General features: G+C 74.6%; 23 protein-coding genes. 13 read left to right on the forward strand and 10 right to left on the reverse strand.

The features are described from left to right. Nucleotides 1-403: 403 nt before the first annotated feature. The 3 genes from lnt to O7633_RS02610 are packed head-to-tail and all read left to right on the forward strand — an operon-like array spanning nucleotide 404 to nucleotide 3443. Nucleotides 404-2023, forward strand: coding sequence for an apolipoprotein N-acyltransferase (lnt, locus tag O7633_RS02600; protein ID WP_282328451.1), 1620 nt, complete (start codon nucleotides 404-406; stop codon nucleotides 2021-2023). Nucleotides 2024-2069: 46 nt separating this feature from the next. Continuing rightward, the gene (locus O7633_RS02605; protein WP_282328452.1) at nucleotides 2070-2852 is read left to right on the forward strand and encodes a polyprenol monophosphomannose synthase; all 783 of its coding nucleotides are present in this window, start codon (nucleotides 2070-2072) and stop codon (nucleotides 2850-2852) included. A 60-nt stretch (nucleotides 2853-2912) separates the two neighbouring features. Continuing rightward, a complete protein-coding gene (locus O7633_RS02610; protein ID WP_074476444.1) occupies nucleotides 2913-3443 on the forward strand; it encodes an FxsA family protein in 531 nt (176 codons plus the stop codon). A gap of 63 nt (nucleotides 3444-3506) precedes the next feature. Here O7633_RS02610 and O7633_RS02615 read toward each other — a convergent pair whose 3' ends face one another. The 3 genes from O7633_RS02615 to O7633_RS02625 form a co-directional block, all read right to left on the reverse strand. Next, nucleotides 3507-3848 (reverse strand): RNA polymerase-binding protein RbpA, encoded by a 342-nt coding sequence (locus tag O7633_RS02615; RefSeq protein ID WP_007070998.1) that lies wholly within the window; start codon nucleotides 3846-3848, stop codon nucleotides 3507-3509. 281 nt (nucleotides 3849-4129) lie between these two features. Further along, nucleotides 4130-5275, reverse strand: coding sequence for a hypothetical protein (locus O7633_RS02620; protein ID WP_282325778.1), 1146 nt, complete (start codon nucleotides 5273-5275; stop codon nucleotides 4130-4132). Between the two features lie 116 nt (nucleotides 5276-5391). After that, nucleotides 5392-6732: an MFS transporter gene (locus O7633_RS02625; protein WP_282325779.1), complete on the reverse strand. Its 1341-nt coding sequence runs from the start codon at nucleotides 6730-6732 to the stop codon at nucleotides 5392-5394. Nucleotides 6733-6810: 78 nt separating this feature from the next. Here O7633_RS02625 and O7633_RS02630 point away from each other — a divergent pair, with 78 nt between their 5' ends. Further along, nucleotides 6811-7467, forward strand: a complete 657-nt coding sequence (locus O7633_RS02630) for a TetR family transcriptional regulator (RefSeq protein WP_278136429.1) — start codon at nucleotides 6811-6813, stop codon at nucleotides 7465-7467. A 43-nt stretch (nucleotides 7468-7510) separates the two neighbouring features. Here the strand turns inward: O7633_RS02630 and O7633_RS02635 are convergent, their stop codons facing one another. Further along, on the reverse strand, nucleotides 7511-8257 hold the full coding sequence (locus O7633_RS02635) for a methyltransferase domain-containing protein (RefSeq protein WP_278135175.1): 747 nt from the start codon (nucleotides 8255-8257) through the stop codon (nucleotides 7511-7513). A gap of 220 nt (nucleotides 8258-8477) precedes the next feature. Between O7633_RS02635 and O7633_RS02640 the strand changes: the two genes are divergently transcribed. Then, a complete protein-coding gene (locus O7633_RS02640) occupies nucleotides 8478-9797 on the forward strand; it encodes an NAD(P)-binding domain-containing protein (protein ID WP_282325782.1) in 1320 nt (439 codons plus the stop codon). Next, on the forward strand, nucleotides 9794-10621 hold the full coding sequence (locus O7633_RS02645; RefSeq protein ID WP_282325784.1) for an SDR family NAD(P)-dependent oxidoreductase: 828 nt from the start codon (nucleotides 9794-9796) through the stop codon (nucleotides 10619-10621). Before O7633_RS02640 ends, O7633_RS02645 begins: the two co-directional genes overlap by 4 nt. A gap of 181 nt (nucleotides 10622-10802) precedes the next feature. On the opposite strand, the gene O7633_RS02650 is transcribed toward O7633_RS02645, so the two are convergent. After that, nucleotides 10803-11744: a helix-turn-helix domain-containing protein gene (locus tag O7633_RS02650; RefSeq protein WP_282325786.1), complete on the reverse strand. Its 942-nt coding sequence runs from the start codon at nucleotides 11742-11744 to the stop codon at nucleotides 10803-10805. A 71-nt stretch (nucleotides 11745-11815) separates the two neighbouring features. On the opposite strand from O7633_RS02650, the gene O7633_RS02655 reads away from it, so the two are divergent. Next, nucleotides 11816-12151 carry a cupin domain-containing protein gene (locus O7633_RS02655; protein ID WP_282325788.1) on the forward strand — a complete coding sequence of 112 codons (336 nt, stop codon included), beginning with the start codon at nucleotides 11816-11818 and terminating at the stop codon, nucleotides 12149-12151. Between the two features lie 80 nt (nucleotides 12152-12231). Continuing rightward, the gene (locus O7633_RS02660; protein WP_282325789.1) at nucleotides 12232-12720 is read left to right on the forward strand and encodes a DUF1992 domain-containing protein; all 489 of its coding nucleotides are present in this window, start codon (nucleotides 12232-12234) and stop codon (nucleotides 12718-12720) included. A gap of 10 nt (nucleotides 12721-12730) precedes the next feature. Here the strand turns inward: O7633_RS02660 and O7633_RS02665 are convergent, their stop codons facing one another. Next, nucleotides 12731-13897 carry an erythromycin esterase family protein gene (locus tag O7633_RS02665; protein ID WP_282325791.1) on the reverse strand — a complete coding sequence of 389 codons (1167 nt, stop codon included), beginning with the start codon at nucleotides 13895-13897 and terminating at the stop codon, nucleotides 12731-12733. A 339-nt stretch (nucleotides 13898-14236) separates the two neighbouring features. On the opposite strand from O7633_RS02665, the gene O7633_RS02670 reads away from it, so the two are divergent. Continuing rightward, on the forward strand, nucleotides 14237-14911 hold the full coding sequence (locus O7633_RS02670; protein ID WP_282325793.1) for an ATP-binding protein: 675 nt from the start codon (nucleotides 14237-14239) through the stop codon (nucleotides 14909-14911). Nucleotides 14912-15137: 226 nt separating this feature from the next. Here O7633_RS02670 and O7633_RS02675 read toward each other — a convergent pair whose 3' ends face one another. Further along, complete coding sequence (locus tag O7633_RS02675; RefSeq protein ID WP_282325795.1) at nucleotides 15138-15818, reverse strand: SDR family NAD(P)-dependent oxidoreductase; 681 nt, start codon at nucleotides 15816-15818, stop codon at nucleotides 15138-15140. A gap of 199 nt (nucleotides 15819-16017) precedes the next feature. Then, entirely contained in the window at nucleotides 16018-16695 is a 678-nt protein-coding gene (locus O7633_RS02680; RefSeq protein ID WP_282325797.1) for a DsbA family oxidoreductase, read from the reverse strand. 99 nt (nucleotides 16696-16794) lie between these two features. On the opposite strand from O7633_RS02680, the gene O7633_RS02685 reads away from it, so the two are divergent. Together O7633_RS02685 and O7633_RS02690 are read left to right on the forward strand one after the other, a co-directional pair. Beyond that, nucleotides 16795-17463, forward strand: coding sequence for a TetR/AcrR family transcriptional regulator (locus O7633_RS02685; RefSeq protein ID WP_282325798.1), 669 nt, complete (start codon nucleotides 16795-16797; stop codon nucleotides 17461-17463). A gap of 191 nt (nucleotides 17464-17654) precedes the next feature. Next, nucleotides 17655-18566 carry an alpha/beta hydrolase gene (locus O7633_RS02690; protein ID WP_282325800.1) on the forward strand — a complete coding sequence of 304 codons (912 nt, stop codon included), beginning with the start codon at nucleotides 17655-17657 and terminating at the stop codon, nucleotides 18564-18566. A gap of 45 nt (nucleotides 18567-18611) precedes the next feature. Here the strand turns inward: O7633_RS02690 and O7633_RS02695 are convergent, their stop codons facing one another. Then, nucleotides 18612-19187 carry a maleylpyruvate isomerase N-terminal domain-containing protein gene (locus tag O7633_RS02695; RefSeq protein ID WP_282325801.1) on the reverse strand — a complete coding sequence of 192 codons (576 nt, stop codon included), beginning with the start codon at nucleotides 19185-19187 and terminating at the stop codon, nucleotides 18612-18614. 329 nt (nucleotides 19188-19516) lie between these two features. Between O7633_RS02695 and O7633_RS02700 the strand changes: the two genes are divergently transcribed. Beyond that, on the forward strand, nucleotides 19517-19918 hold the full coding sequence (locus O7633_RS02700; protein ID WP_282325802.1) for a nuclear transport factor 2 family protein: 402 nt from the start codon (nucleotides 19517-19519) through the stop codon (nucleotides 19916-19918). A gap of 159 nt (nucleotides 19919-20077) precedes the next feature. On the opposite strand, the gene O7633_RS02705 is transcribed toward O7633_RS02700, so the two are convergent. Continuing rightward, nucleotides 20078-20950 (reverse strand): oxidoreductase, encoded by an 873-nt coding sequence (locus tag O7633_RS02705; protein WP_282325803.1) that lies wholly within the window; start codon nucleotides 20948-20950, stop codon nucleotides 20078-20080. Nucleotides 20951-21052: 102 nt separating this feature from the next. On the opposite strand from O7633_RS02705, the gene O7633_RS02710 reads away from it, so the two are divergent. Further along, the gene (locus O7633_RS02710; RefSeq protein WP_282325804.1) at nucleotides 21053-21886 is read left to right on the forward strand and encodes a helix-turn-helix domain-containing protein; all 834 of its coding nucleotides are present in this window, start codon (nucleotides 21053-21055) and stop codon (nucleotides 21884-21886) included. The last annotated feature ends 20 nt before the right edge of the window (nucleotides 21887-21906 follow it).

Genomic DNA, 21906 nt, shown 5'->3' on the forward strand with positions numbered 1-21906 from the left:
GACAGGGGCTGGGGGGCAGCACGTACCGTCTTTGAGTCCTACTACGGGAAGCGGCTGTTGTTCGCTTCGTCCCTTCGTCCGCTGGCCGAGTGACCTTCGATGGTTGCGGCGGCCAGGTCCAGCGGGCGGGGGTCGGCGGGGCGGCGCGAACCGGCCGCGGTTACCGGTGTACGGGCAGGGTGAGGTGCGCGGCCAGTAGACAACGGCCGGGCGGGGGCAGCCAGTTTCCCGTCGGGTCGGTCCGAAGGTCGTGGCGCCTGATCCTCGCCCCACCGGCCGGGAAGGGCCTGGGAGCATCGGGGTGCGGCGTAGGCCGTGCCCCGATTTCCGTTTCGCAGGTGGCGTCTGTCGCCGGGTCGGCGCGGTGGTGCGGGTAGCCTTCGGCGGTGTGATCGCAGGTGAGATGCCGGTGACGGCTGTCGCGCAGGACCCGTCGTCTGCGCCGGTGGCGCGTGCGGCCGCAGGGCCGTTGCCGTTGCGGGTGGCCGTGCCGGCGGCGGTGGCGGCCGGGTTGGTGCTGCTGGTGGCGTTCCCCCCGTACGACTGGTGGGTGGCGGCCCCGGTGGGGGTGGCGTTGCTGGCGGCGGCGGTGCACCGGCGTCGGGTGCGTGCGGGCGCGGGGTTGGGTTTCCTGGCGGGGCTGGCGTTGTTCGCGCCGCTGCTGGAGTGGACGAACCTGCACACGGGGATGCTGCCGTGGGTGTTGTTGTCGCTGTCGCAGGCGGCGGTGGTGGCGTTGCTGGGTGCCGCCTCGGCGTGGGTGTCGCCGGTGGTGGACCGGTGGCGGTGGGCGTGGCCGGCGGTGACCGGGGTGTTGTGGGTGGCGCAGGAGGCGCTGCGGTCGCGGGCCCCGTTCGGGGGGTTCCCGTGGGGCCGGTTGGCGTTCAGCCAGGGCGACGCGCCGACGCTGCGGTTGGCGGCGTGGGGTGGGGCGCCGCTGGTGACGTTCGCGGTGGCCGTGGCGGGTGGGCTGGTGGTGGCGGCGCTGTGGCGGCCGTGGCGGGCCGGGGCGCGGGCGCGGTGGGCGGCGGTGGGGCCGGCGGTCGCGGCGGTGGCGGTGCTGTCGGTGGGGTGGCTGGTGCCGGTGGGGGTCGCCGGTGGTGGGGCGACGGTGACGGTGGCGGTGGTGCAGGGCAACGTGCCGCGGTTGGGGTTGGACTTCAACGCCCAGCGGCAGGCGGTGCTGAACAATCATGTGCAGGCGACGTTGGACCTGGCGGCGCAGGTGGCGGCCGGGCAGCGCCCGCAGCCGGACCTGGTGGTGTGGCCGGAGAACGCCAGCGACATCGACCCGTTGCGTAGTGCGGCGGCCGGTGAGCGCATCGGTGTGGCGGCGGCGGCGGTGCGGGCGCCGATCCTGGTGGGCGCGGTGCTGGTGGGGCCGGGGCCGGGGCAGAGCCAGAACGCGGGGATCCTGTGGCGGCCGGGGGCCGGGCCGGACCTGGAGCAGATGTACACGAAGCGGCATCCGGTGCCGTTCGCGGAGTACGTGCCGTTGCGGGACGTGGCGCGGATGGTCAGCAAGGAGGTCGACCGGGTCCGCAGCGACATGGTGGCCGGTGACCGGCCGGGGGTCGTCGACGCGGGTGCGGTGACCGTGGGGGATGTGATCTGTTTCGAGGTGGCCTACGACGGGTTGGTGCGGGACACGGTCACCGGTGGCGCGCAGCTGCTGGTGGTGCAGACGAACAACGCGACGTTCGACGTGGCGGAGGCCCGCCAGCAGTTGGCGATGGTGCGGGTGCGGGCGGTGGAGCACGGCCGTGCGTCGTTGATGGCGTCGACGGTGGGGGTGTCCGGGTTCGTGGGCGCCGACGGGCGGGTATCCGACGCCACCGGGTTCAACACCCGCGCCGTGGTGTCGCGGCAGCTGCGCCTCGGTGACGGGCGCACCCTGGCCACCCGGGTCGGGGTGTGGCCGGAGGTGGCGTTGGTGGCGGTGGCGGTGGCCGTGGTGGCCGGTGCGGCGGTGCTGCGCCGGCGGCGCTCGGGCGCCGAACGGTCCCGGGTGACGGTGGGCTGACGGATGCGCCGGGGGTGCCGGCGGGAACGGTGGTGCAGCGGTGGGCGTGCGAGCACGGGCGGGCCGGGTGCCGCTGCGGCGGGTGCTGGTGGTCATCCCCACCTACAACGAGGCCGACAACGTGACGTCGATCGTGGCGCGGGTGCGGGCCGCCGCCCCGGAGGTGGACGTGTTGGTCGCCGACGACGCCAGCCCCGACGGCACGGGGGTCCTCGCCGACGCCCTGGCGGCCTGCGACGGGCGGGTGCACGTGCTGCACCGGGCCGGTAAGGAGGGGCTCGGCGCGGCGTATCTGGCGGGGTTCGCGTGGGCGCGGGAACGCGGCTACGACGCGGTGGTGGAGATGGACGCCGACGGTTCCCACGCGCCGGAGGACCTGCCGAGGTTGTTGGCCGCGGCCGCCGACGCGGACGTGGTGATCGGGTCGCGGTGGTGCCGGGGGGCGCGGGTGGTGGGGTGGCCGCTGCGGCGGCTGCTGCTGTCGCGGTGCGGGAACCTGTACACGCGGGTGGCGTTGGGGATGCCGGTGACGGACGCGACGGGCGGGTACCGGGTGTACCGGTTGGCGGTGTTGGACGCGGTGGACCTGGGGTCGGTGTGTTCGCAGGGGTATTCGTTCCAGGTGGAGTTGTCGCGGTTGGCGCATCGGGCGGGGGCGCGGATCGTGGAGGTGCCGATCACGTTCGCGGAGCGTCAGCGGGGGGCGAGCAAGATGAGCGGGTTGATCGTGGCGGAGGCGTTGTGGCGGGTCAGCGTGTGGGCGGTGCAGGATCGGCGGGCGGCGTGGCGGCGGGGCCTGCACGGAGACGGTCAGGTGCGGTGGCCGTGAGCGGCGGCGTGTCATGCTTGCGGGACCGGGTGGTGGGACGCGACGGGGCGATGGGGTGAGATGCGCCGAGGACTGAGGTTCGTGCCGTTGGCCGCGTTGGCGGCCGTGCTGGTGGAGCTGGCGGTGTTCGTGGGTGTCGGCCGGGCGGTCGGGTTCGGCTCGGCGGTGCTGCTGGTGTTCGCGGCGTCGCTGCTGGGGTTGGTGCTGCTGCGCCGGGAGGGCATGCGCGCGTGGCGGGGGTTCCGGGCTGCCGCGCAGGCGGGCGCGCCGCCGGGCCCGCAGGTCACCGACGGGCTGGTGGGCCTGTTGGGGGCGCTGCTGCTGGCGGCGCCGGGCCTGGTCTCCGGCGTGGTGGGGTTGGTGCTGCTGGTGCCGCCGGTGCGGCGGCTGGCGGGCGCGGGGGTGCGCCGGGCCACGGAGCGGCGGGTGTCGTCGATGGTGGCCGGTGACCTGTTCGGGCCGCGGCGGGTGCGGGTGCGCCGCGGCGACGCGCCACCGGCCGGGCAGCCCGAGCCGACGGAGCCGGGGCGGGCCGCGCCGACGGTGGTCGACAGCGGCGCGGCCATCGAGGGTGAGATCGTCGACCGGTAGCCGGTCGCAGACGCGAAACGCCCCCGCGGGGATGATCCCTGCGGGGGCGTCGTCGGCGGCGGGTCAGGCGCGGCCGCGGCGGGTGCGGACCTCCTGGAGCCGTTCGGCGAGGATGTCCTCCAGCTCGGCGATGGAACGGCGCTCCAGCAGCATGTCCCAGTGGGTGCGCGGCGGCTTGGCCTTCTTCTGCTCCGGCTCGGTGCCGTCGACCAGGCGGGCGACGCTGCCGTCGAACTTGCACTCCCAGGTCGTGGGGACCTCGGCGTCGACGGCGAACGGCACCTCGAACTGGTGGCCCTTGGCGCAGAGGTACTCGCGGGTCTGACGCGGCGCGAGCTCCGTGTTGCGGTCGGATTCGTAGCTGACCGCGCCCAGACGGCTTCCGCGCAGCATACGCTCGCCCATGATCGACTTCCCCTCGTTCGTGGTGGTGGCCTTCAGGTCCAACGGTGTCTGTCGGCCGGGTCATTCCCGCCCCGCCGGGCCGCACCCCGCCGGCCGGCGGGACGCGGCGAGCCCCGCCGCCCCTGCAAGGGTAGCCGGCCACGCCAGGTGCCCGGCGGGGTCGTCCCGGCCGGGCGAATCGGTGGAGGTGTCCGGCGGCTCACCGGGGATGCTACCCATTCCCGCGCGGGCGTGGGCGGCGACGCCCGGTGACGCGCCGGCCGCCGCGCCCACCGGTGCCGTCAGCGGGGCGGGGCGCCCAACCGGGCCAGCGCGGTGGCGAGGTCGCTGACCTGGTCGACCAGTTGCGCCGAACGGCGCTGCGCGGCGTCGCGTTCGGCCTCGGCCGCGCGTAGCCGTACCTCCAGCTCACCGAGGCGGCCCTCGACGGCGGCGGCGGCCTCCCGCGCGGCCGCCGCCTGGCCGGTGGCCGCGTCGTGGGCGGCGGTGGCCTCGGCCAGCCGCGCCGCCAGCGCCGCCGCGTCCTGTCGGGCGGCCTGCGCCTGCGCCCGGGCGGCCTCGGCGTCGCGGCGCGCGTCGGCGGTGTCGGCGCGCAGCCGGTCGGCCTGCTCGCGGGCCCGCTGTGCGTCGGCGCGGGCGGCGTCGGCGCCCAGCGCGGCGCTGCGCGCGTCGGCGAGGGCCTGCCGGGCCTGCGCGTCGGCCTGCTCGGCCCGCTCGCGGGCCTGCGCCGCGGCCTCGGCGTCGCGGCGCGCGGCCTCCCGGGCGGCGTCGCGTTCGACGCCCAGGTCGGCGGCGCGTTGCCGCTGCGCGTCGCGTTCGCCGCGCACCGTGCGCAGCTCGTGGCGGGCCGCGTCGCGGTCCCGTTCGGCCTGCACCCGCAGCGCCTGCGCCGCGTCCGCGTCGCGGCGCGCGGCGTCGCGGGCCGCCTCGGCGGCGTCGGCCCGCTGCCGGTCGGCGGCCGCGTCGGCCAGCGCCGCGTCGGCGCGGGCGACGGCGGCGTCGCGTTCGGCGGTGACGGTGCGGGCCTGCTGGCCGGCGCGGGCGGCGGCCGCCGCCGCGTCCTGGGCGTCGCGGCGGGCCTCGTCGCGTTCGGTGTGCGCCTGGGCGAGTTCCGCGGCGGTCTCCGCGCGCAGCTGGGCCAGCTGCCGCTGCACCCCCGCCGGGGACAGCTCGGCGTGCAACGCCTCGGTGAGGGTCTGCACGATCTGGTCGAGGCGGTCCACCGCCTCCCAGGTGCGGGCCACCTGACCGGGCAGGCCGGGGGCGTTGCGGTGCCGCATCCGGCTGTTGCGCGAGGCCCGCTGGCAGGCGCCGTCGTTGTCGCGGCAGTAGCGGAACGGCCGGCCCGCGCCGGCCCGCTGCGGCACGTCGCGCCCGCAGTGGGCGCAGGGGCGGATGTCGGCGGCGGGGGAGGGCTGGTCGTCCATCGAGGCGGAAGTCTAACGGCGGCGGCCGCCCGGCCTGGCCGGGCCTGCGGCGGCAGGTGGTCAACAAGGGGCCCCTGCTCTACCGGAGGCGACAACAAGGGGCCCCTGCTTGCGCGTCAGCCGGCGGCGCGGGCCGCGCCGTCGAGGGTGTAGCGGCGTTGCAGCAGCACCGCGGCGAGCATCAGCGCGGCCGGCAGCAGCCCGAATCCGTAGCGGATCGCGGCCCCGGCCGCGTCCGGCTGGTCGACGACCTGACCGCCGGTGGAGGCGACGAACCCGCCGGCGGTCAGGCACAGCGCGAACGCGTAGGGGCCCAGCGCCGCGCCGGTGGCCTCGGTGGCCGTCCACACCCCGGCGTAGGTGCCCGCGCCGGTGCCGCCGGCGGCGCGGATGACGTCGGGCATCATCGCGAACGGCAGCAGCTGCATGCCGGCGAACGCGATGCCGAGCACCGTCACCGCCGCGACCAGGACGGGCAGGCCGGCGGGGGCACCTGCGGCCAGGACCAGCGATCCGGCCGCGAACGCGCCCTGTGCGACCAGCAGGGCCCGCTGCTTGCCGGCGCGGCGGGCCGCAGCCAGCCACACCGGGGTGACCAGCAGCGCCGGGGCGACGAACGCGGCGACCAGCACCGTGGTCAGCGCCGGGCGGCCCAGCTCGTACTCGGCGTAGTACGGCACCCCGGCCAGCACCAGGTGTGTCGTGGTGGACATCGCCAGGTAGGCGGCGACCAGCCAGCGGAACTGCCCGTCGCGCAGCGCCGCCGCCAGCGCCGGCCAGCCGCCCGGCGCGTGGCGGTGCGCGGTGACGCCGGCGCGCCGGCGCAGCCGGCCGATGCCGGCGACCCCGGCCAGCATGGCGACGCCGGCGGCGACGCCCAGCAGCAGGCCCATCCGCTGGTAGCCGTCGCGGGTCGCGGCGTCCCCGCCGGCCAGCAGCGGCGCGAGCAGCCCGGAGACCAGGATCCCGGCGGTGAGCACCACCATCCGGAACGCCATCAGCCGGGTCCGCTCGTGGTAGCCGATCCGCAGGTCGGCCGGGGTGGCCAGGTAGGGCACCTGGTAGGCGGCGAACAGCAGGTTCCCGGCGACGAACCAGGCCGCGACCCACCCGGCTGCGGCCGCGCCGGCGAGGCCGCCGGGCACCGCGAACAGCGCGGCGAACGCCGCCGGCAGGGCGCAGCCGGCCAGCAGCAGCCGCCGCCGGTCGCCGCGGCGGGCCGCCCCGGCGTCGCTGAGGTGGCCGACCCACGGGTGGGCCAGCACGTCGACGACCTTCGGGGCCAGCAGGACCAGGCCGGCCAGCCACGGCGTCACCGCGAGCACGTCGGTGAGGAAGTACAGCAGCAGCAGCCCGGGTACGGTGACCCACACGCCCATGCCGAGGGAGCCGGCGGCGAAGCCGAGCAGCGGGCCGCGCGGCAGGCCCGCCCGTGGCGTGGGGGCCGGGTCGGTCATGGTGGGGTCCTTTCGGCGGCACGCCGCCGCCAAATCCAACGGTTGCTGGATTGTAGGGGGACAATGGCGCCCATGACCATGCCCCGACGGCGGCCCGGCCGACCCCGACGTTCCGAGAGCCGGGACACCCGCGAGGTGGTGCTGACCGCCGCCACCGCGCTGTTCGCCGCCCGGGGCTTCGACGCCGTCGGGCTGCGGCAGGTCGCCGCCGCCGCCGGCGTCGACGTCGCCACGGTCTCCCACCACACCGGCACGAAGGCCCAGCTCTACGACGCCTGCTTCGCCCGGGTGTTCGTCGCCGAACGCGACGCCCTGCGGGCGGCGACGCGCGCGGCCCACGACGCCCTCGACACCGGGCCCACCGCCGCCCGGGGGGCGCTGCACGACCTGGTCGACGTGTTCGTGGACTTCCTCCAGGAGCACCCGCAGACCACCGCCCTGTGGCTGCGCCGCTGGCTGGAGCCGCACCGGCACGCCGACCTCGACGAGCGGTACTCCGCGCCGCTGTACGAGCTGGTGGAGCAGTTGCTGCGGGCCGCGGCGGACGCCGGGGCGCTGGTCGAGCCCACCCCGCACATCACGGTGCGCAGCCTGGTCTGGGCCGTGCACGCGCACGTGGTGGCGCTGGCCGCGGACGCGGCCTCGGCGCAGCGGGAACGCCGGGAGTTCCGCGCCTTCGTGCACCGGTTCCTCGACGGCCTGTACTGGCCCGGCGGGCGACCGGACGCGCGATAGCCGGCGGCGCACGGGACCGGCCCGCGCGCCGCCGGCGGGATCGTCAGCGCCGCATCAGCGCGAACACCCCCCACCCGAGGTGGGGGCGCTGGTAGCGGACGTACTGCTGCGGCGCGGCGTCGAGCTCGGCGCGCAGCTCGCCGGCCAGCTCGTCGTCGGGATGGGCGTCGAGCCAGCGGCGCACCGACAACCACTGCGCGGCGACGTAACGGTCCCAGCTGTCCTCGTCGGCGAGGACCATCTCCACCAGGTCGAAGCCGAGCCGGCCGTAGAGGGCGACCAGGCCCGGCAGGTCGTGGAAGTCCTCCCGGGCGGTGGCGTGGCAGGCCGCCACCGTCGCCTCGTCGGGCGGGTCGGCCCGCCAGAACGGCTCGCCGACCAGTAGTAGGCCGCCGGGGCGCAGGGCGCGTTCGAGCAGCTCGATGGTGCCCGCGACGCCGCCGCCGATCCAGGTCGCCCCGACGCAGGCGGCGACGTCGACCGCGGTGCCGGCGGTGTACGCGGCGGCGTCGCCGTGCACGAACGTCACCCGCCCGGCGACGCCCAGCTCGGCGGCGCGGGCCCGGGCGGCCTCGACGAAGGCGGTGCTGATGTCGACCCCGGTGCCGGTCACCCCGTGGGCGCGGCTCCACTGGCAGAGCATCTCGCCGCTGCCGCAGGCCAGGTCGAGCAGGGTCGTGCCCGGCCGCAGGCGCAGCGCCCGCCCGAGGGTGGCGAGCTTCTCGGCGGTGAAGGGGTTGTGGATGCGGTGGTCGCGTTCGCGGATGACAAAGCTACGTGGCAGGTCCACTTCTCGGTTTCCTCACGTCGAGGGCGGGGGTCTGCTGGGCGGGCGCGCTCGACACGGGCATCCGGAACACCTCCACGGGACGTGAGGTCCGTAAGGTAACCGCGGCGCGCGGCGGCGTCGACCGCATTACCGGCCCGCGAGGGCCGGACGTCTTGACGCCGGGCCATCGACCCCCGCATTATCCATCGAGTGTTGGATTAATGTGGGGGAGGACGACGACATGGGGCAGCCCCCACGGGTCGCGGTGATCGGCGCCGGCGCCGCCGGCCTGGCCACCCTCAAGGCCCTCGCCGACGCCGACGTGCCGGCCGTGGCCTTCGAGACGGCCGACACCGTCGGCGGCCTGTGGGTGTACGGGGCGCCGGACTCGCCCGCCTACCGCACCCTGCACCTCAACACCAGCCGGACCCGCACCCAGTTCGCCGACCACCCCATGCCCGCCCACTGGCCCGACTACCCCCACCACACCCGCGTCGCCGGCTACCTGCACGACTACGCCCGGCGCTTCGGGCTCCTCGACGCCGTCCGGCTGCGGCACACCGTCGTCGGGGTCACCCGTGGCCCCGACGACCGGTGGACCGTGCGGGCCACCGGCGGCGACGGCGTCAGCGAGGTCACCGTCGCCGCCGTCGTCGTCGCCAACGGCCACAACCGGGTCCCCCGCCCGCCCGAGCCCCCGCCCGCCGGCGACAGCACCGCCGAACAGCTCCACAGCCACGCCTACCGCGGCCCCGACCAGCTCGCCGGCCGGCGGGTCCTCGTCGTCGGCGGCGGCAACTCCGCCATGGACATCGCCGTGGACGCCTCCCACACCGCCCGACGCACGCTGCTGTCGCTGCGCCGCGGCGTGTGGGTGGTGCCCAAGCACCTGCTGGGCCGCCCGTCGGACACCCTCAACGGGGCGCTCGCGCGGCGGCTGCCCTGGCGGCTGCGCCAACGGATCAGCCAGGCCCTGCTCACCACCGCCGTCGGCCCGCCCACCCGCTACGGGCTGCCCGCCCCCACCCACGGCCTCCTCCAGGACCATCCCACCCTCTCCGACGCGCTGCTGTCGCGGCTCACCCACGGCGCGATCGAGGCCCGCCCCGGCATCGCCGCGTTCCACGGCGACGAGGTCGAGTTCGCCGACGGCCGCGTCGACGCCGTCGACCTGGTCGTCTGGTGCACCGGCTACCGCATCGAGATGCCGTTCCTCGACCCCGCCCTGCTCGGCGTCGGCCCCGACACCCTGCCGCTGTACCGGCACGTGTTCCACCTCGACGCCCCCGGCCTGGCCTTCGTCGGGCTGACCCAGTCCACCGGGGCGGCGTTCCCCCTGCTGGAGGCGCAGGCCCGCCTCGTCGCCGCCCGCCTCGCCGGCCGGTACGCCCCACCGGCCCCGGCGGCCCAACGCGCCGCCTGCCGCGCCGAACTGCGCGCCGCCACCGCCCGGTGGGGGCACCGCCGCCCGGCGATGCGCGTCGACTTCGACACCTACCTGGCGCAGCTCGGCCGCGAACTGGCCGCCGGCGCCCGCCGCGCCGCCCGGGACGCGACGTGAGCGCCCTGACCGGCCGCCGCGCCCTCGTCACCGGCGCGCGCGGCACCTTCGGCCGGCACCTGTGCGCGGCCCTGCACGCCGCCGGCGCCCACGTCGTCGGCCTCGACCTGCACGCCCACGACCACCCCGACACCCCGGTGCTCGGCGTCGACCTGACCGACCCGGCCGGCACCGCCACCGCCGTGACCGCCGCCGTCGACCGGCTCGGCGGCCTCGACCTGCTGGTCAACAACGCCGGCGTCGGCGGCCCCGCCCCCGCCGAACTGCCCCCCGACGACACCGTGCGCCAACAGCTCGAGGTGAACCTCCTCGCCGCCTGGCGCACCACCGCCGCAGCCCTGCCCGCCCTCGTCGCCGACCGCGGCCGGGTGATCTTCGTGGCCAGCCGGATGGCGGTGCTGCCGCTGCCCCTGGCCGCCGCGTACGGGGTCAGCAAACGCGCCCTCGTCGCGTACGCCGACGCGCTGCGCCTGGAGGTCGGCACCCACGTCGGCGTCACCGTCGTCTACCCCAGCATGGTCGCCTCACCCATCCACGACAGCACCGCCCGCGCCGGACTGTCCCTGGACGGGGTGTCCCGGCCCGAACCCGTCGAGGGCGTCGTCGCGGCGATCCTGCGCGCCGCCGCCGCCCGCCGCGCCCCGCGCCACGTGGCCACCACCGCCCGGGGCCGCCTCGAACTGGCCGTCGCCCGCCACGCCCCCGCCCTGGCCGACCGCCTCGTGCGGCGCACCGTCGCCCGCCGGATCGCCGCCGGTGACCTCGACGCCGCGCCGCTGGCCGCCGGCCTCGTGCGCCGCCACCGCCACCCCGGGACGCCCTGACCCCGGCCCGCCCACGGGACGACGCCGGCCGCGGCGGTGGGCGACACTACGTCAACGACGCCCGCGACGCCCACCGATGGCTGGTCCGCAGCCGGCCGCCGGTTCGCCTTCGCCGTACGCGAACCCCGCCCCGGTGGCGACCGCCACGTCGCCCCCCGAGGGTGAGCAGCAGCGCGCGGCATCAGGTCGCGGAGCCCCGGAACGCCCGCCGGTAGGCGCCCGGGGTCGCGCCCACCCGAGCCCGGAAGCGACGGCGCAGATTCGCCGCCGAGGCGAGGCCGACCCGGACCGCGACGGCCTCCACCGACAGGTCCGTCTCCTCCAGCAGCGTGCGTGCCCGCGCCACCCGGCGCGACAGCAGCCACCCGCCCGGGCTCGTGCCGAGCTGCTCGGCGAACCGTCGGGCCAGCGTCCGGGGCGAGACGTGCAGATACGCCGCAAGGTCACTCACCGACAACGCCGTTCCCAGACGCGCCTCGGCCCACTCCAGGAGCCCGTCCAGGCTGTCCGTGGCCGGCCCGGTCAGCACGGGCTGGGTCTGGCCGCCGCCGCGGTGCGGCGGCATCACCATGTACCGCGCGACAAGCGCCGCGTGCCCGACCCCGTGATCCTTCCCGACGAGGTGCAGGCACAGGTCGATGCCGGCGCCTGCGCCGGCGCTCGTGGCCACGTCCCCGTGATCGACGTAGAGCACCTCCGCGTCCACGCGCACCCGGGGGAACTCCTGCCGCAACCGGTCGGCGCGGGCCCGGTGCGTCGTGGCCGAGCGGCCGTCGAGCAGGCCGGTGCGGGCCAGCGCGAACACGCCGCCGCAGATCGCGACGAGCCGCGCCCCCCGGGCGTGGGCCCGCAGCAGCGCACGGCGCACCCGCGCCGACAGCGGCGCCTCCACCGGCGCCCAGCCCGGGATCACCACGGTGTCCGCGGCATCGAGAGCCGAAAGATCCCGCGACACCGACAGCGCGTACCCGGCTGACGTGGACACCTGCCCGGGCCGCTCCGTGCACACCTCGAACTCGTAGTGGCGGGGCGTGCCAGGGGGCACCGTACCGAAGACCTCGGCGGCGCAGCCCAGCCCGAACGTCGACTGCACCGGTCGTACCAGGGCGACCACGCGATGCATGGCGAGAAAGTACCCCACGGTGTCCTCGTCGCCGCTGTCGTGCGGGGCTCCCCGGCGGCACCGTGGAGGGCATGCATCCAGAGATCCTGGCCCAGGAGGGCTACACCGCCGTACGCGTCGAGACGGCCCCCGTCCGCGAACTCTTCCCCGGCGTCCGGGTGCGTCCGCTGTGGCGGGGACCGCACGGCGCGCAGGCCGCCGTGCTCGAGATGGACCCCGGCTCGTCGTGGCCGCGCCGCGACGTCCACACGCCCGGCCCCGAAGAGGTGTACGTACTCGACGGCACGTTCCACGACGGCGCGCGCGACTACCCGGCGGGCACGTTCCTGCACGCCCCGGCCGGATCGTGGCACGTGCCCGCGACCGTCACCGGCTGCAGACTGTTCCTCTTCTACCCGGCGGGCTAGGGCACCGGAACCACGCGACCTCACCGCGCCCCGGTCACCGACACGGCCGGACGGGTACCGTGGGGCCGGGGAGGTGCCGGGTGAGCGACAGGTGGGAGGCCGCGGCCGAGGCGCAGATCCGCACCGCCCAGGAACGCGGCGAGTTCGACAACCTGCCCGGCGCGGGCAAACCGCTGCCGGGCCGGGGCACGCCCTACGACGAGTCGTGGTGGATCAAGAGCTTCCTGGAGCGTGAGAAGCTGCCCAGCGACCTGCTGCTGCCCACGCCGCTGCTGCTGCGCCGCCGGATCGAACGGCTGCCCGACGAGGTGCGGGGGCTGCCCACCGAGGCGGCCGTGCGGGCGTACGTCGCCGACCTCAACCGGGAGGTCGTCGCCTGGCTGCGCAACCCGACCGGCCCGCAGGTCGTCGTGCGTCCCGCCAACGCCGACGAGGTGGTGGCCGGGTGGCGCGCCGACCGGGAACGCGCCCACGCGCAGGCGGTGGCGGCGGCACGGCCGGCAGCGGCGCCGCCGCGCGCCCCCGGCCCTCGCCGCCGCCGGTGGCGGTGGCCGTGGCGGCGGCCCTGACGTCCCGCTACTAGCCGGGCGCACCCAGGTCGACGGCCTGCCGGACGAAGACGACGCCGTCGATCACGTCGAGCCGGGCCGGGTCCAGCGGGAAGTAGGCGAAGTCCCGGGAGACACGGGGGGAGGCTCCGGTGGCCACCTGGGCCAGGTGCCGGCCGCCGACCAGGGCGGCGTCCCACGGCAGGGTGGCCAGGACGCCCTCGGCGCAGTCCGCAGCCGGGGTGTCGCCACCGACGGCGCCGAAGGCCGAGGCGAGGTAGGCGTACCGGTCGCCCAGCCGGGCCGCGGTGATCGCCCCCGCGCTCCACATCTGCACGTGCTGGTCGCCGAGCGACAGGCGGCTGCGGTGGCGTTGCAGGTGGAGGTTGTGGGCGAAGACCAGCGCCGGGCCGTGCGCGGCGACGGCACACAGGTTCGCGGCCATCATCGCGTCCCGCAGCGCCGACAACCGGGAGATCCGGGCCGCGCCGGGGTCGGCCATCGCGTGATGGTAGCGGAGCAGGCCGACGGCGGTACGTCCGTAGAGCTGCGCCCGCTCCCGGTCGCGCACGCCCAGCTGCGGCAGCTGCGTGTCGAGCAGCGCCACCAGCTCGTCGGCGATCACCCGTAGCCGCTGGGCGTCGGCGGACCGGCCGATCGACCGGGCCGGGTCCATGACCGTGGCCTCGTCCGACCACCGCTCGTCCGGGCCGAGCAGCGCGTCGAGGGTTTCCCGGGTGCAGGGCAGCGGGCCGTCGAGGAGGCCGTGCAGGGCGGTGAGCGCCTCGCGGGGGCTTGCCGCCCAGTACTCCAGCGGGCCGTCGACCCCGAAGAACCGCAGCTTCTCGTCGTGCTTCTCGTTGTGGGCGCGCATCCAACGCACGAGCTCACGATTGGCCGGCGACGCGCCGAAGCCGTGGCTGAAGCCGCGCGCCATGACGTCGTCGAGGTCACCGGCACCGGTCGCGAGGTGGTCGTCGACCACGAGGCCCTTCAGGCAGTCGCTCTCGATGGCGAACGACCGGTAGCCCTCGTGCTCGACCAGGTGCCGGAAGATCTCGTTGCGCAGCTCGCCCAACTCCCCCACGAAGTGCCGGGCCTCGCCGAGGCCGAGCAGCAGGGGACGGGCGGGCAGGGAACGCAGGAAGGCCGAGATGGCGGCCCCGTCGAGTTCGCGGGCCATGTTCCGGATGGTCATTCCCTCAACGGTATCGTTGAACGAACGGTGTAAACCTGTCCCGATCGGGACAGCTCAGCCTCGGGAAAAGCCTCCAACGACGGGTCGCGGCGGGGGACGTCGGCGGGCACCGGTCGAGCGACACCCGCGCCGTCGGTTATGGTCGGGGGCATGGGTTGCTCCGCCGCCATGAACATCCGCACCGCCGCCGGGCGGTATCGCGGTCGCCCGTGACCGCAGCCTGACCTCCGGCTCCGCCGGGGGGCGACGCCAGGCGTACCGCCGGATCAGGTCCCGCCGGCAGCCACCCGCGTCCCGCTGTGCTGCCGGATCGCCCTGCGTGATTCGGGGAGCAGACCCATGCCGCAGCAGTTCCGCCCCAGGCGTCAGGACCGCGGTTCCGAGACGTCTCCCGCCGGCCGCGACAAGCTGGCCGCGGCCGCCACGGACACGAAGCCCGACCAGCAGGCGCGGCCCGGACCCGCCAGGCTGCTCCTGATGGTCGGGCTTCCCGGCGCCGGGAAGACCACCCGGGCCAGGGAACTCGCCGGGGCACACCGCGCGTTGCGGTTGACCCCGGACGAGTGGATGATCCCCCTGTTCGACGGAGCGCAGCCCGAGGGCAAACGCGACCTGCTGGAAGGGCAGCTCATCGGGTTGGCCCTGCAGGCGTTGCGCCTGGGCACGAACGTCGTGCTCGACTTCGGGCTCTGGAGCCGCGACGAACGGTCGGCGCTGCGCTGGCTGGCGACGTCGGCCGGCGCGGTTTCCCACATCGTCTACCTGCCGGTCGACAGGACCGTCCAACGCGCGCGGATCGTCCACCGCCGGGCGACCGCGCCGCACACGACGTTCCCGATGAGCGATGCGGACATCGACATGTGGCGCGGGCAGTTCCAGGCGCCGGACGCCGCCGAACTCGACGGCGGCCCCGTCCCCGGCCCACCGTCGGGGTGGCGGGGCTGGCCGGAGTGGGCCGCGTACCGCTGGCCCTCGCTCGCACCCGGCGACGCCGCCGGGACCCGGCTCGGGTGAAGTGTCTGCTCCAGAGCCGGGTCGTTCAGGTGGGCGACGTCGGGGAGGGCGACAGGTGGGCGCGTTCGCCTTGAGCGCTGAAGAGCGTCAGCAGCTCCGTGGCCTGAGATCACGGCTCGACCGCACCCTGGTCATGGAACAGGGACCCCGACACGCATCACCCCTCGCCCGGCGAGACCGCCGCCGAGCGTGCCCAACTCGGCCGATCCAGAAGGGTTGCGGGCTGTCAGAGCGCGGTGTAGTGGTGCTCGGCGCCCTCCCGCTTGATGTAGAGGTCCCAGTAGTGCCGGGCGATCGTGTCGGGCTGGGTCTCGGGGCCGCCGGCGCCGATCCAGACCGAGAGGGGGACGTGGGCGGCGTAGACGCCGGTGCCCTCGGTGACCTGGTGCAGCTTGAGGACCCAGGAGCGCAGGGCCGCGCCCGCGATGGCGATGTTGGCGAACTCCGGCGATGCCTGGGTGGGGTTGACCGAAGCGCCGCCGGTGGTGAACAGCAGGGTGCCGTTGCCGCGTTCGAGCATGTCGGGCAGGACCTGCTGGGCGGCGGTGATGCCGCCGTACAGGTAGTAGTCGAGCTGGGGCTGGATGTTCTCGACGGTGACGTCCAGGGGACCCGCCATGGTGATGCCGGGAACCGGGGTGTGCGGGGCGGGCGAGTATTCCAGGACGTCGACGGTGCCGAAGCGCTGCTTGATCCGGGCGAAGGCGTCGACCAGCGAGGAGCGGTCCATGACGTCGGCGGCGAAACCGGCGGCGTCGACGCCGGCCCGGCCGAGTTCGGCGGCGAGGGCGTCGAGTTTGCTCTGGGTACGGGACACGAGGGCGACGGAGAAGCCGTTGCTGCCGAAGGTCTTCGCGATGGACTGGCCGAGGCCGGAGCCCGCGCCGACGATGGCGATGGTGGGCATGGTGGTTCCTTTCGGGGTGTGCCGGTGGGTTGTCAGGTGCAGAGCTCTCCCGGCCGGCAGCTGTCGCCGCCTGACACGAGGTGGATGACGGTGCTTTCGGGCGGTTGCTCGCCGGGCCCCTTCGGGTCTGCGGCGCGCGGTGCCGGGTCGGCTTGCGGGACCGGATCGGCCTGGTCGGCGGGCGCGGTCGGGGCGCTGGTCATGAGCGGGACTCGCGGGCGCGGCTGATGGCCTGGGCGTAGGCGTCGATCGACTGGGCTCCGGCGACGGCGAACCGCTGGCCGAGCAGGACGAACGGGACTCCGGTGACGCCGAGCTCACGGGCGCGCCGCTCGTCGCGGCGGACCTGCTGGGCGTAGGAGTCGCTGGCGAGCACGGCGCGAACCTCGTCGCCGTCCAGGCCCACCTCCACGGCGACCTCGGTCAGGCTCGTGTGGTCGTACGGGTTGGTCTCGCCGGCGAAGTAGCGCTTCTGCACGGTCTCGAAGAACACGGCGCCGGCACCGTGCCGGTTCGCCAGCTGCAGCACGCGGTGCACGTCGAAGGAGTTGGCGTGCACCCGGTCGGTGCTGAAGGGCAGCCCTTCGGCGGCGGCCTGGGCCTGCATGGCGGCTTCGGCCTGCATGGCGGCCTGGGTCGGCAGGCCGTGCTTGCGAGTGAGGATCTCCGGGATCGTCATCGGTTCGGCCGAGGCGTCCGGGTCCAGCTCGAACGAGCGCAGCATGAGCGTGATGCCGGCGGCCCCGGCGCGGTTCATGGCGTGGCGTAGCCGGTGGCTACCGAGGTAGCACCAGGGGCAGCCAAGGTCGGTCCAGACCTCGACCGTCAGCTGACCCGTTGCGGGCGGGGCGTTCGTCACCGTTGCGGTGTCCGTCATCGCTGTCTCCTGATCACGTCACGAATAAGTGGTGCCTTGCCTCCACTTGACCGTAGCAGGCAAGTGGCGTCGTGGCTCCACTTGTGCGATCGTGAGAGTGTGACGAGCCGGACACCCACCGAGAAGCCCCTGCGTGCCGACGCTGCGCGCAACCGCAACGCGATCATCACCGCCGCCCGGCACGCGTTCGCCGAACAAGGGCTACAGGTGCCGCTCGACGAGATCGCCCGGCGGGCCGGCGTCGGGGAGGCGACTCTGCACCGCCGCTTCCCGGACCGCGAGTCCCTGATCGCCGCCGCGTTCACCGACAAGATGACCGACTACGCCAACGCTGCGGCGCAGGCGCTCGCCGACCCGGATCCGTGGGCCGGGTTCTGCGGCTACGTGCGCCGGGTGTGCGCGATGCAGTCCGGCGACCGTGGCTTCGCCGACCTGCTCACCCTGACCTTCGCCGCCACCAACCCCGCGATCGAGGACCTCGAAGGCCGCCGAGCCGGCGCCTACCGCGACTGGGTCACCATCGTGCACCGCGCCAAGACCTCCGGGCAGCTGCGCGCCGACTTCCACCCCGACGACATGATCCTGCTGCTCATGGCCAACGCCGGAGTCGTCGCCGCCACCGTCGGCACCGCCCCGGACGCCTGGCAACGCATCGTCGAGTACCTGCTCCAGGCATTCACCACCGAACACGCCCGCGAGCTACCCGCCCCACCGCTGCGCGAAGCCCTTCGCCGAGCCATGCGCCGCAGTCAGCAGGCCGCGGTCTGAGCGCCGCCGCCCGTTCCATCCAGACAGGTGGGCAGAAACCGAAGAAGCTGTGGGGCTTGTGCTGGGCAGAAGCCGTTCAACCCGCCACGGTGCGGCGCTCTCGGCCACCTCCTCATTATCTCATGAGCATCATTTTCGGCTACAAGGGGTAGCGGCTTCGGGGCCATCCGGTGACGGCTACGGTGCCCGGCATGCTTACTGGTGAGGAGAAGTTCGTCCGTTCCGGGCGGGTCCGGTTGTGGACCGAGCGTTTCGGTCGCCCTGACGACCCCACTGTCTTGTTGGTCATGGGCACCTCTACGCAGGGCATCGGCTGGCCCGATCAGCTCGTGGAAGCTCTCCTGGACAGCGGCCGGCAGGTGATCCGATTCGATCACCGTGACACCGGCCGTTCCGACTCCGTCGATTTCACGACTCATCCGTACGCGCTCGCCGACATGGCGGCCGACGCCACCGCCGTTCTGGACGGTCACGGAGTCACCGCCGCGCACGTCGTCGGGACGTCGCTGGGCGCGGCGATCGGGCAGTGGCTCGCCGTGCATCAGGCGGCCCGTGTCCGCACCCTGACGGCCATGGCTTCCTCTCCCATGGGGAACAACCCCGGCCCGGCATGGGCGCGGGCGATGGCAGGTCAACCGGCTGCGGCCGACGGGCTCCCGCCTCCGACGGCGCGGTTCCTCCACCACGTGCTGGACTCGGCGAAGGCGCCACGCACGACGGCCCAGCAGCGCATGGACGCCGACATACGGACCTGGCGAGTGCTCAACGGTGACGTCCTGCCCTTCGACGAGGCCGCCGCGCGACGGTTCGTCGAACACTGCTACGCCCGGGCCGACAACGTCGCTGCCGCCTCGAATCACGATCTCGCCGGCCGGCGGTGGGACGACGACCGGCGGGCCTCCTTGTCCCGCATCACCGCTGCGACCCTGGTCCTGCACGGCAGCGACGACCCGCTGTTCCCTCAAGCCCACGGCGAAGCCGTCGCGGCGCAGATCCCGGCGGCCCACCTGGAGATCGTGCCTGGAATGGGCCACCATCCCTTCTTCTCGCCGGGGCTGACCGAGCGGATCGCCCGCTCGATCATCCGCCATACGACGACCTGATCCCCAGCCGAACGGGGATGTCCGCCAAACCGCGCTGAAGCCCGGTCAGGGCAGGGCGGCCTGCCACGTCCACGCGGCGCGGCGGGGCCGTCCGTCGAGCTCGGCCCGTCCCGTCATCCACAACAGCACCTCGGCGGGCGGGCCGGGCGGGGCGTCCGGGAACAGGCGGGCCAGCACGGCGGCGGCGGGCGCGGCGGGCGGCTGCCAGTCGACGCGGAGGCCCCGGGTGATGTCGTGGGTGTGCAGGAGGGTCTCGGCCATGCCCATGGCGGCGAACCCGGCCGGGTCGCAGGGGCCGAAGTGCCAGGCCCGCAGGTCCGGATCGGCCGCGTCGACGGCGGTGGCGAGCAGTCCGCCGCAGGCGGCGACGACGGCCAGCACCCGGGCGGGCGTCGCGGTGGGGGAGACCCGCAGGTCGAACGGCAGGTAGCCGTCGGCGGGCCGGCCGGCCAACTGCCCGGCGTACGCGAGCAGGTCGTGCGCCACGTGCGCCGCCGTGGTCCAGCAGTCCCACTCCAGGGTTCCGGCCGGCACCGCCCAGTCGCGTTCGGTGTGCGGCCGCAGGACGCGGCCCATCTCGTCCACGGCGGCGCGTACGCCCGCTCCGTCCGTGGCCGTCATGCCCCGACCGTGCCAGCCGGCGGCCCGGCCGACAAGCCGGATAATTATCGGATTACCGGTAATGGCAATGCGGTAATTGGATGCGGCAAAACGGGCAAATCATCAGCACACCATAATGACAGTTATGTGCGCGGCGGCGACTATGGCGTGACCCCGGCGGTCAGCTACGGCTGTCCGGTCCCGCTGTAGCTGACACGTTCCCGCGCAACTGATACGCCGGACCACATGTCTGATAAGCGGCCCAGGCAACCTGATAAAAAGATCGACGTCGGTGGGTTGGCGACGTGCCCCCCGAGGTTGTCCGTCTTTCGGGTTGAGGGGAGCCGCTGGTGGCGTTTTCAGTCGAAGACAGGCTTGCGGTGCATGAGCTGGTCTCGTTGCACGGCCATCTGATGGACAGCGGCGAGTTCGACCGGATGGACGAGCTGTTCTGCGCCGACGTCGTCTACGACGTCTCCGCGTTCGGGCTCGGGGAACTGCACGGGTACGACGCGATCAGCGAAGCCAGCCTGGCGGTAGGCGACGCGAACCCCGTCGGCCATCACGTCACGAACATCTGCGTGACTGAGGATCCGGACGGCACGGTGCGGGTGCGCTCGAAAGGGATCGGGATCTCCGCCACCGGCAGCGTGGGTAGCGTCGTCTACGAGGACGTCGTACGCCGCGAAACGGCTGGCTGGCGTATCGCGTATCGCAAGGTGATCCCCCGCCGCACGCCACTGCACCCCTGACAGCCCGATGGAGGACACGGCGGTCGCGGGACTTCGATCAGTTACGGGCGGTCAGCGCCTATCAGATACGGCGGACCCGATGCCAGATGGACGACCCGACGCATCTGATAAACCCCAGCTCAACAGAGGCTCACATTGTCAGGTTTATCGGGACCGGACCTACGGCCTGCTCCGCAGGGGCAGGGGGAACGTGGTGGCCGTCATGCTCTCGGAGAGGGTCCAGAGGCGGCGGGCAAGTTCGGGGTCGCGGGCTGCCTTCGACGGGGTGGTGACCTTGGGGCGGCCCCGGGACTGGGTCACGCCGCTCGGTGAGACGTAGCTGTTGCCGGGCAGGTCGGCGGTGGCGGCGTGCACGGTGGTTCGGGCGCCGCCCACGTCGGACTGGGACAGCGGGCGCAGCAGGGCGTTCGTCCAGCGGGCCGCCCGGCTGCCGCCGTGACTGAGCAGGTTGGTGGCGGCCAGGCCGGGGTTGGCGGCGGTGGCGAGGACGGCCGAGCCGGACGCGGTGAGGCGGCGCTGGAGTTCGGCGGTGAAGAGCAGGTTGGCGAGCTTGGACTGGGCGTACGCCGAGAACGGCCGGTAGGGGCGGTTCCTCCAGTGCGGATCGTCCAGGTCCAGGGTGCCGGCCTGGTGCCCGCCGGCGGACACGGTGACGACCCGGCCGGTGATCCGCGGGAGCAGGAGGTTGGTGAGGGCGAAGTGGCCCAGGTGGTTGATGCCGAAGTGCGGTTCGAAGCCGTCGACCGTCAGATCCGGCGGTGGCATCATCACCCCCGCGTTGTTGATCAGCACGTCGACAGGTTCGGTCCAGGCCGCAGCGAACGCGCGGACCGAGGACAGGTCGGCCAGGTCGAGGTGGCGCACCTCGGTCCGGCCGGGCATGTCGGCGGCGGCGGCGCGGCCCCGGTCCGGGTCGCGGACCGCGAGGACGACGCGGGCGCCCCGGCCGGCCAGGGTACGGGCGGTGGCGCGGCCGATGCCGCTGTTGGCTCCGGTGATCACGACGGTGCGCCCGGCGAGAGATGGTGTCATACGTCGAGGGTCGTCCGGTTCCGGCCGGGTAGCCAGGGCCCGCCGCTACGGTAGGAACGGCGTTACCAGGCAACCCGTCGGGAACGCGGCCATCATGGGAACATGACGAACGATCTCGGCAGTCTCCTGCGGGCGTGGCGGGACCGGTGTTCCCCCGCCGACGTGGGCCTGTCCGGGCACGGGCGACGCCGGGCGCAGGGGCTGCGCCGTGAGGAGCTGGCCGGCCTGGCCGGGGTGAGCGTCGACTATCTGGTCCGCCTGGAGCAGGGCCGGTCACGGCGGCCCAGTCAACCGATCGTGGCCGCGCTGGCCCGCGCGCTGCAACTCGACGAGGCAGAGAACGCCCTTCTGCATCAGGCCGCCGGGCTGCCGGCGCCGGCCGGCCGGGTGGTGCCGGTGCACATTCCGCCCGGGGTCCAGCGGCTGGTCACCCGGATGACCGACTACCCGGTGGCGGTCTACGCGGCGGACTGGAGCCTGATCACCTGGAACACCATGTGGAGCGCTCTCTACGGTGACCCGGCGGGCAGTCCGGCCGCCGACCGCAACGTGATCCGGGCGACCTTCTGCGCGCCCCCGAGCTGGGCGAACACCCACGGGCCGGACGAGGAGATCGAACGGGCGCTGGTCGCCGACCTGCGTCAGGCCGTCACCACCTATCCGGAGGACGAGGAGCTGCGTACCCTCGTCGCCGAGGTTTCCGCGGCCAGCCCGCGTTTCCGGAGCCTGTGGCGCTCGGGCGCGGCGGGACGGCATCTCAGCTCCCGCAAGACGGTGCACCACCGGCTGGTCGGTGATCTGGTGCTGGACTGTGACGTGCTGACCGTCACCGGCTCCGACCTGCGGATCACCGTCTACACTGCGGCGGCCGGCAGCGCCGCCGCCGAGCGCCTGGAGTTCCTGCGGGTCGGCGCGGTCCACGCGGTCACGCCGTGAACCCTGGTAATCCGGTTCCT

Source organism: Micromonospora sp. WMMD712, assembly GCF_029581295.1.
Taxonomy (GTDB): domain Bacteria; phylum Actinomycetota; class Actinomycetes; order Mycobacteriales; family Micromonosporaceae; genus Micromonospora; species Micromonospora carbonacea.

Bases quoted from the DNA above. Each gene is read 5' to 3' on its own strand.
- O7633_RS02675 (WP_282325795.1), bottom strand. From the start codon at position 15,818: ATGCCCACCATCGCCATCGTCGGCGCGGGCTCCGGCCTCGGCCAGTCC.
- O7633_RS02630 (WP_278136429.1), top strand. From the start codon at position 6,811: ATGCCCCGACGGCGGCCCGGCCGACCCCGACGTTCCGAGAGCCGGGAC.
- O7633_RS02665 (WP_282325791.1), bottom strand. From the start codon at position 13,897: ATGACCATCCGGAACATGGCCCGCGAACTCGACGGGGCCGCCATCTCG.
- O7633_RS02615 (WP_007070998.1), bottom strand. From the start codon at position 3,848: ATGGGCGAGCGTATGCTGCGCGGAAGCCGTCTGGGCGCGGTCAGCTAC.
- O7633_RS02695 (WP_282325801.1), bottom strand. From the start codon at position 19,187: ATGACGGCCACGGACGGAGCGGGCGTACGCGCCGCCGTGGACGAGATG.
- O7633_RS02670 (WP_282325793.1), top strand. From the start codon at position 14,237: ATGCCGCAGCAGTTCCGCCCCAGGCGTCAGGACCGCGGTTCCGAGACG.
- O7633_RS02680 (WP_282325797.1), bottom strand. From the start codon at position 16,695: ATGACGGACACCGCAACGGTGACGAACGCCCCGCCCGCAACGGGTCAG.
- O7633_RS02620 (WP_282325778.1), bottom strand. From the start codon at position 5,275: ATGGACGACCAGCCCTCCCCCGCCGCCGACATCCGCCCCTGCGCCCAC.
- O7633_RS02705 (WP_282325803.1), bottom strand. From the start codon at position 20,950: ATGACACCATCTCTCGCCGGGCGCACCGTCGTGATCACCGGAGCCAAC.
- O7633_RS02640 (WP_282325782.1), top strand. From the start codon at position 8,478: ATGGGGCAGCCCCCACGGGTCGCGGTGATCGGCGCCGGCGCCGCCGGC.
- O7633_RS02690 (WP_282325800.1), top strand. From the start codon at position 17,655: ATGCTTACTGGTGAGGAGAAGTTCGTCCGTTCCGGGCGGGTCCGGTTG.
- O7633_RS02710 (WP_282325804.1), top strand. From the start codon at position 21,053: ATGACGAACGATCTCGGCAGTCTCCTGCGGGCGTGGCGGGACCGGTGT.
- O7633_RS02610 (WP_074476444.1), top strand. From the start codon at position 2,913: ATGCGCCGAGGACTGAGGTTCGTGCCGTTGGCCGCGTTGGCGGCCGTG.
- O7633_RS02655 (WP_282325788.1), top strand. From the start codon at position 11,816: ATGCATCCAGAGATCCTGGCCCAGGAGGGCTACACCGCCGTACGCGTC.
- lnt (WP_282328451.1), top strand. From the start codon at position 404: ATGCCGGTGACGGCTGTCGCGCAGGACCCGTCGTCTGCGCCGGTGGCG.
- O7633_RS02650 (WP_282325786.1), bottom strand. From the start codon at position 11,744: ATGCATCGCGTGGTCGCCCTGGTACGACCGGTGCAGTCGACGTTCGGG.
- O7633_RS02625 (WP_282325779.1), bottom strand. From the start codon at position 6,732: ATGACCGACCCGGCCCCCACGCCACGGGCGGGCCTGCCGCGCGGCCCG.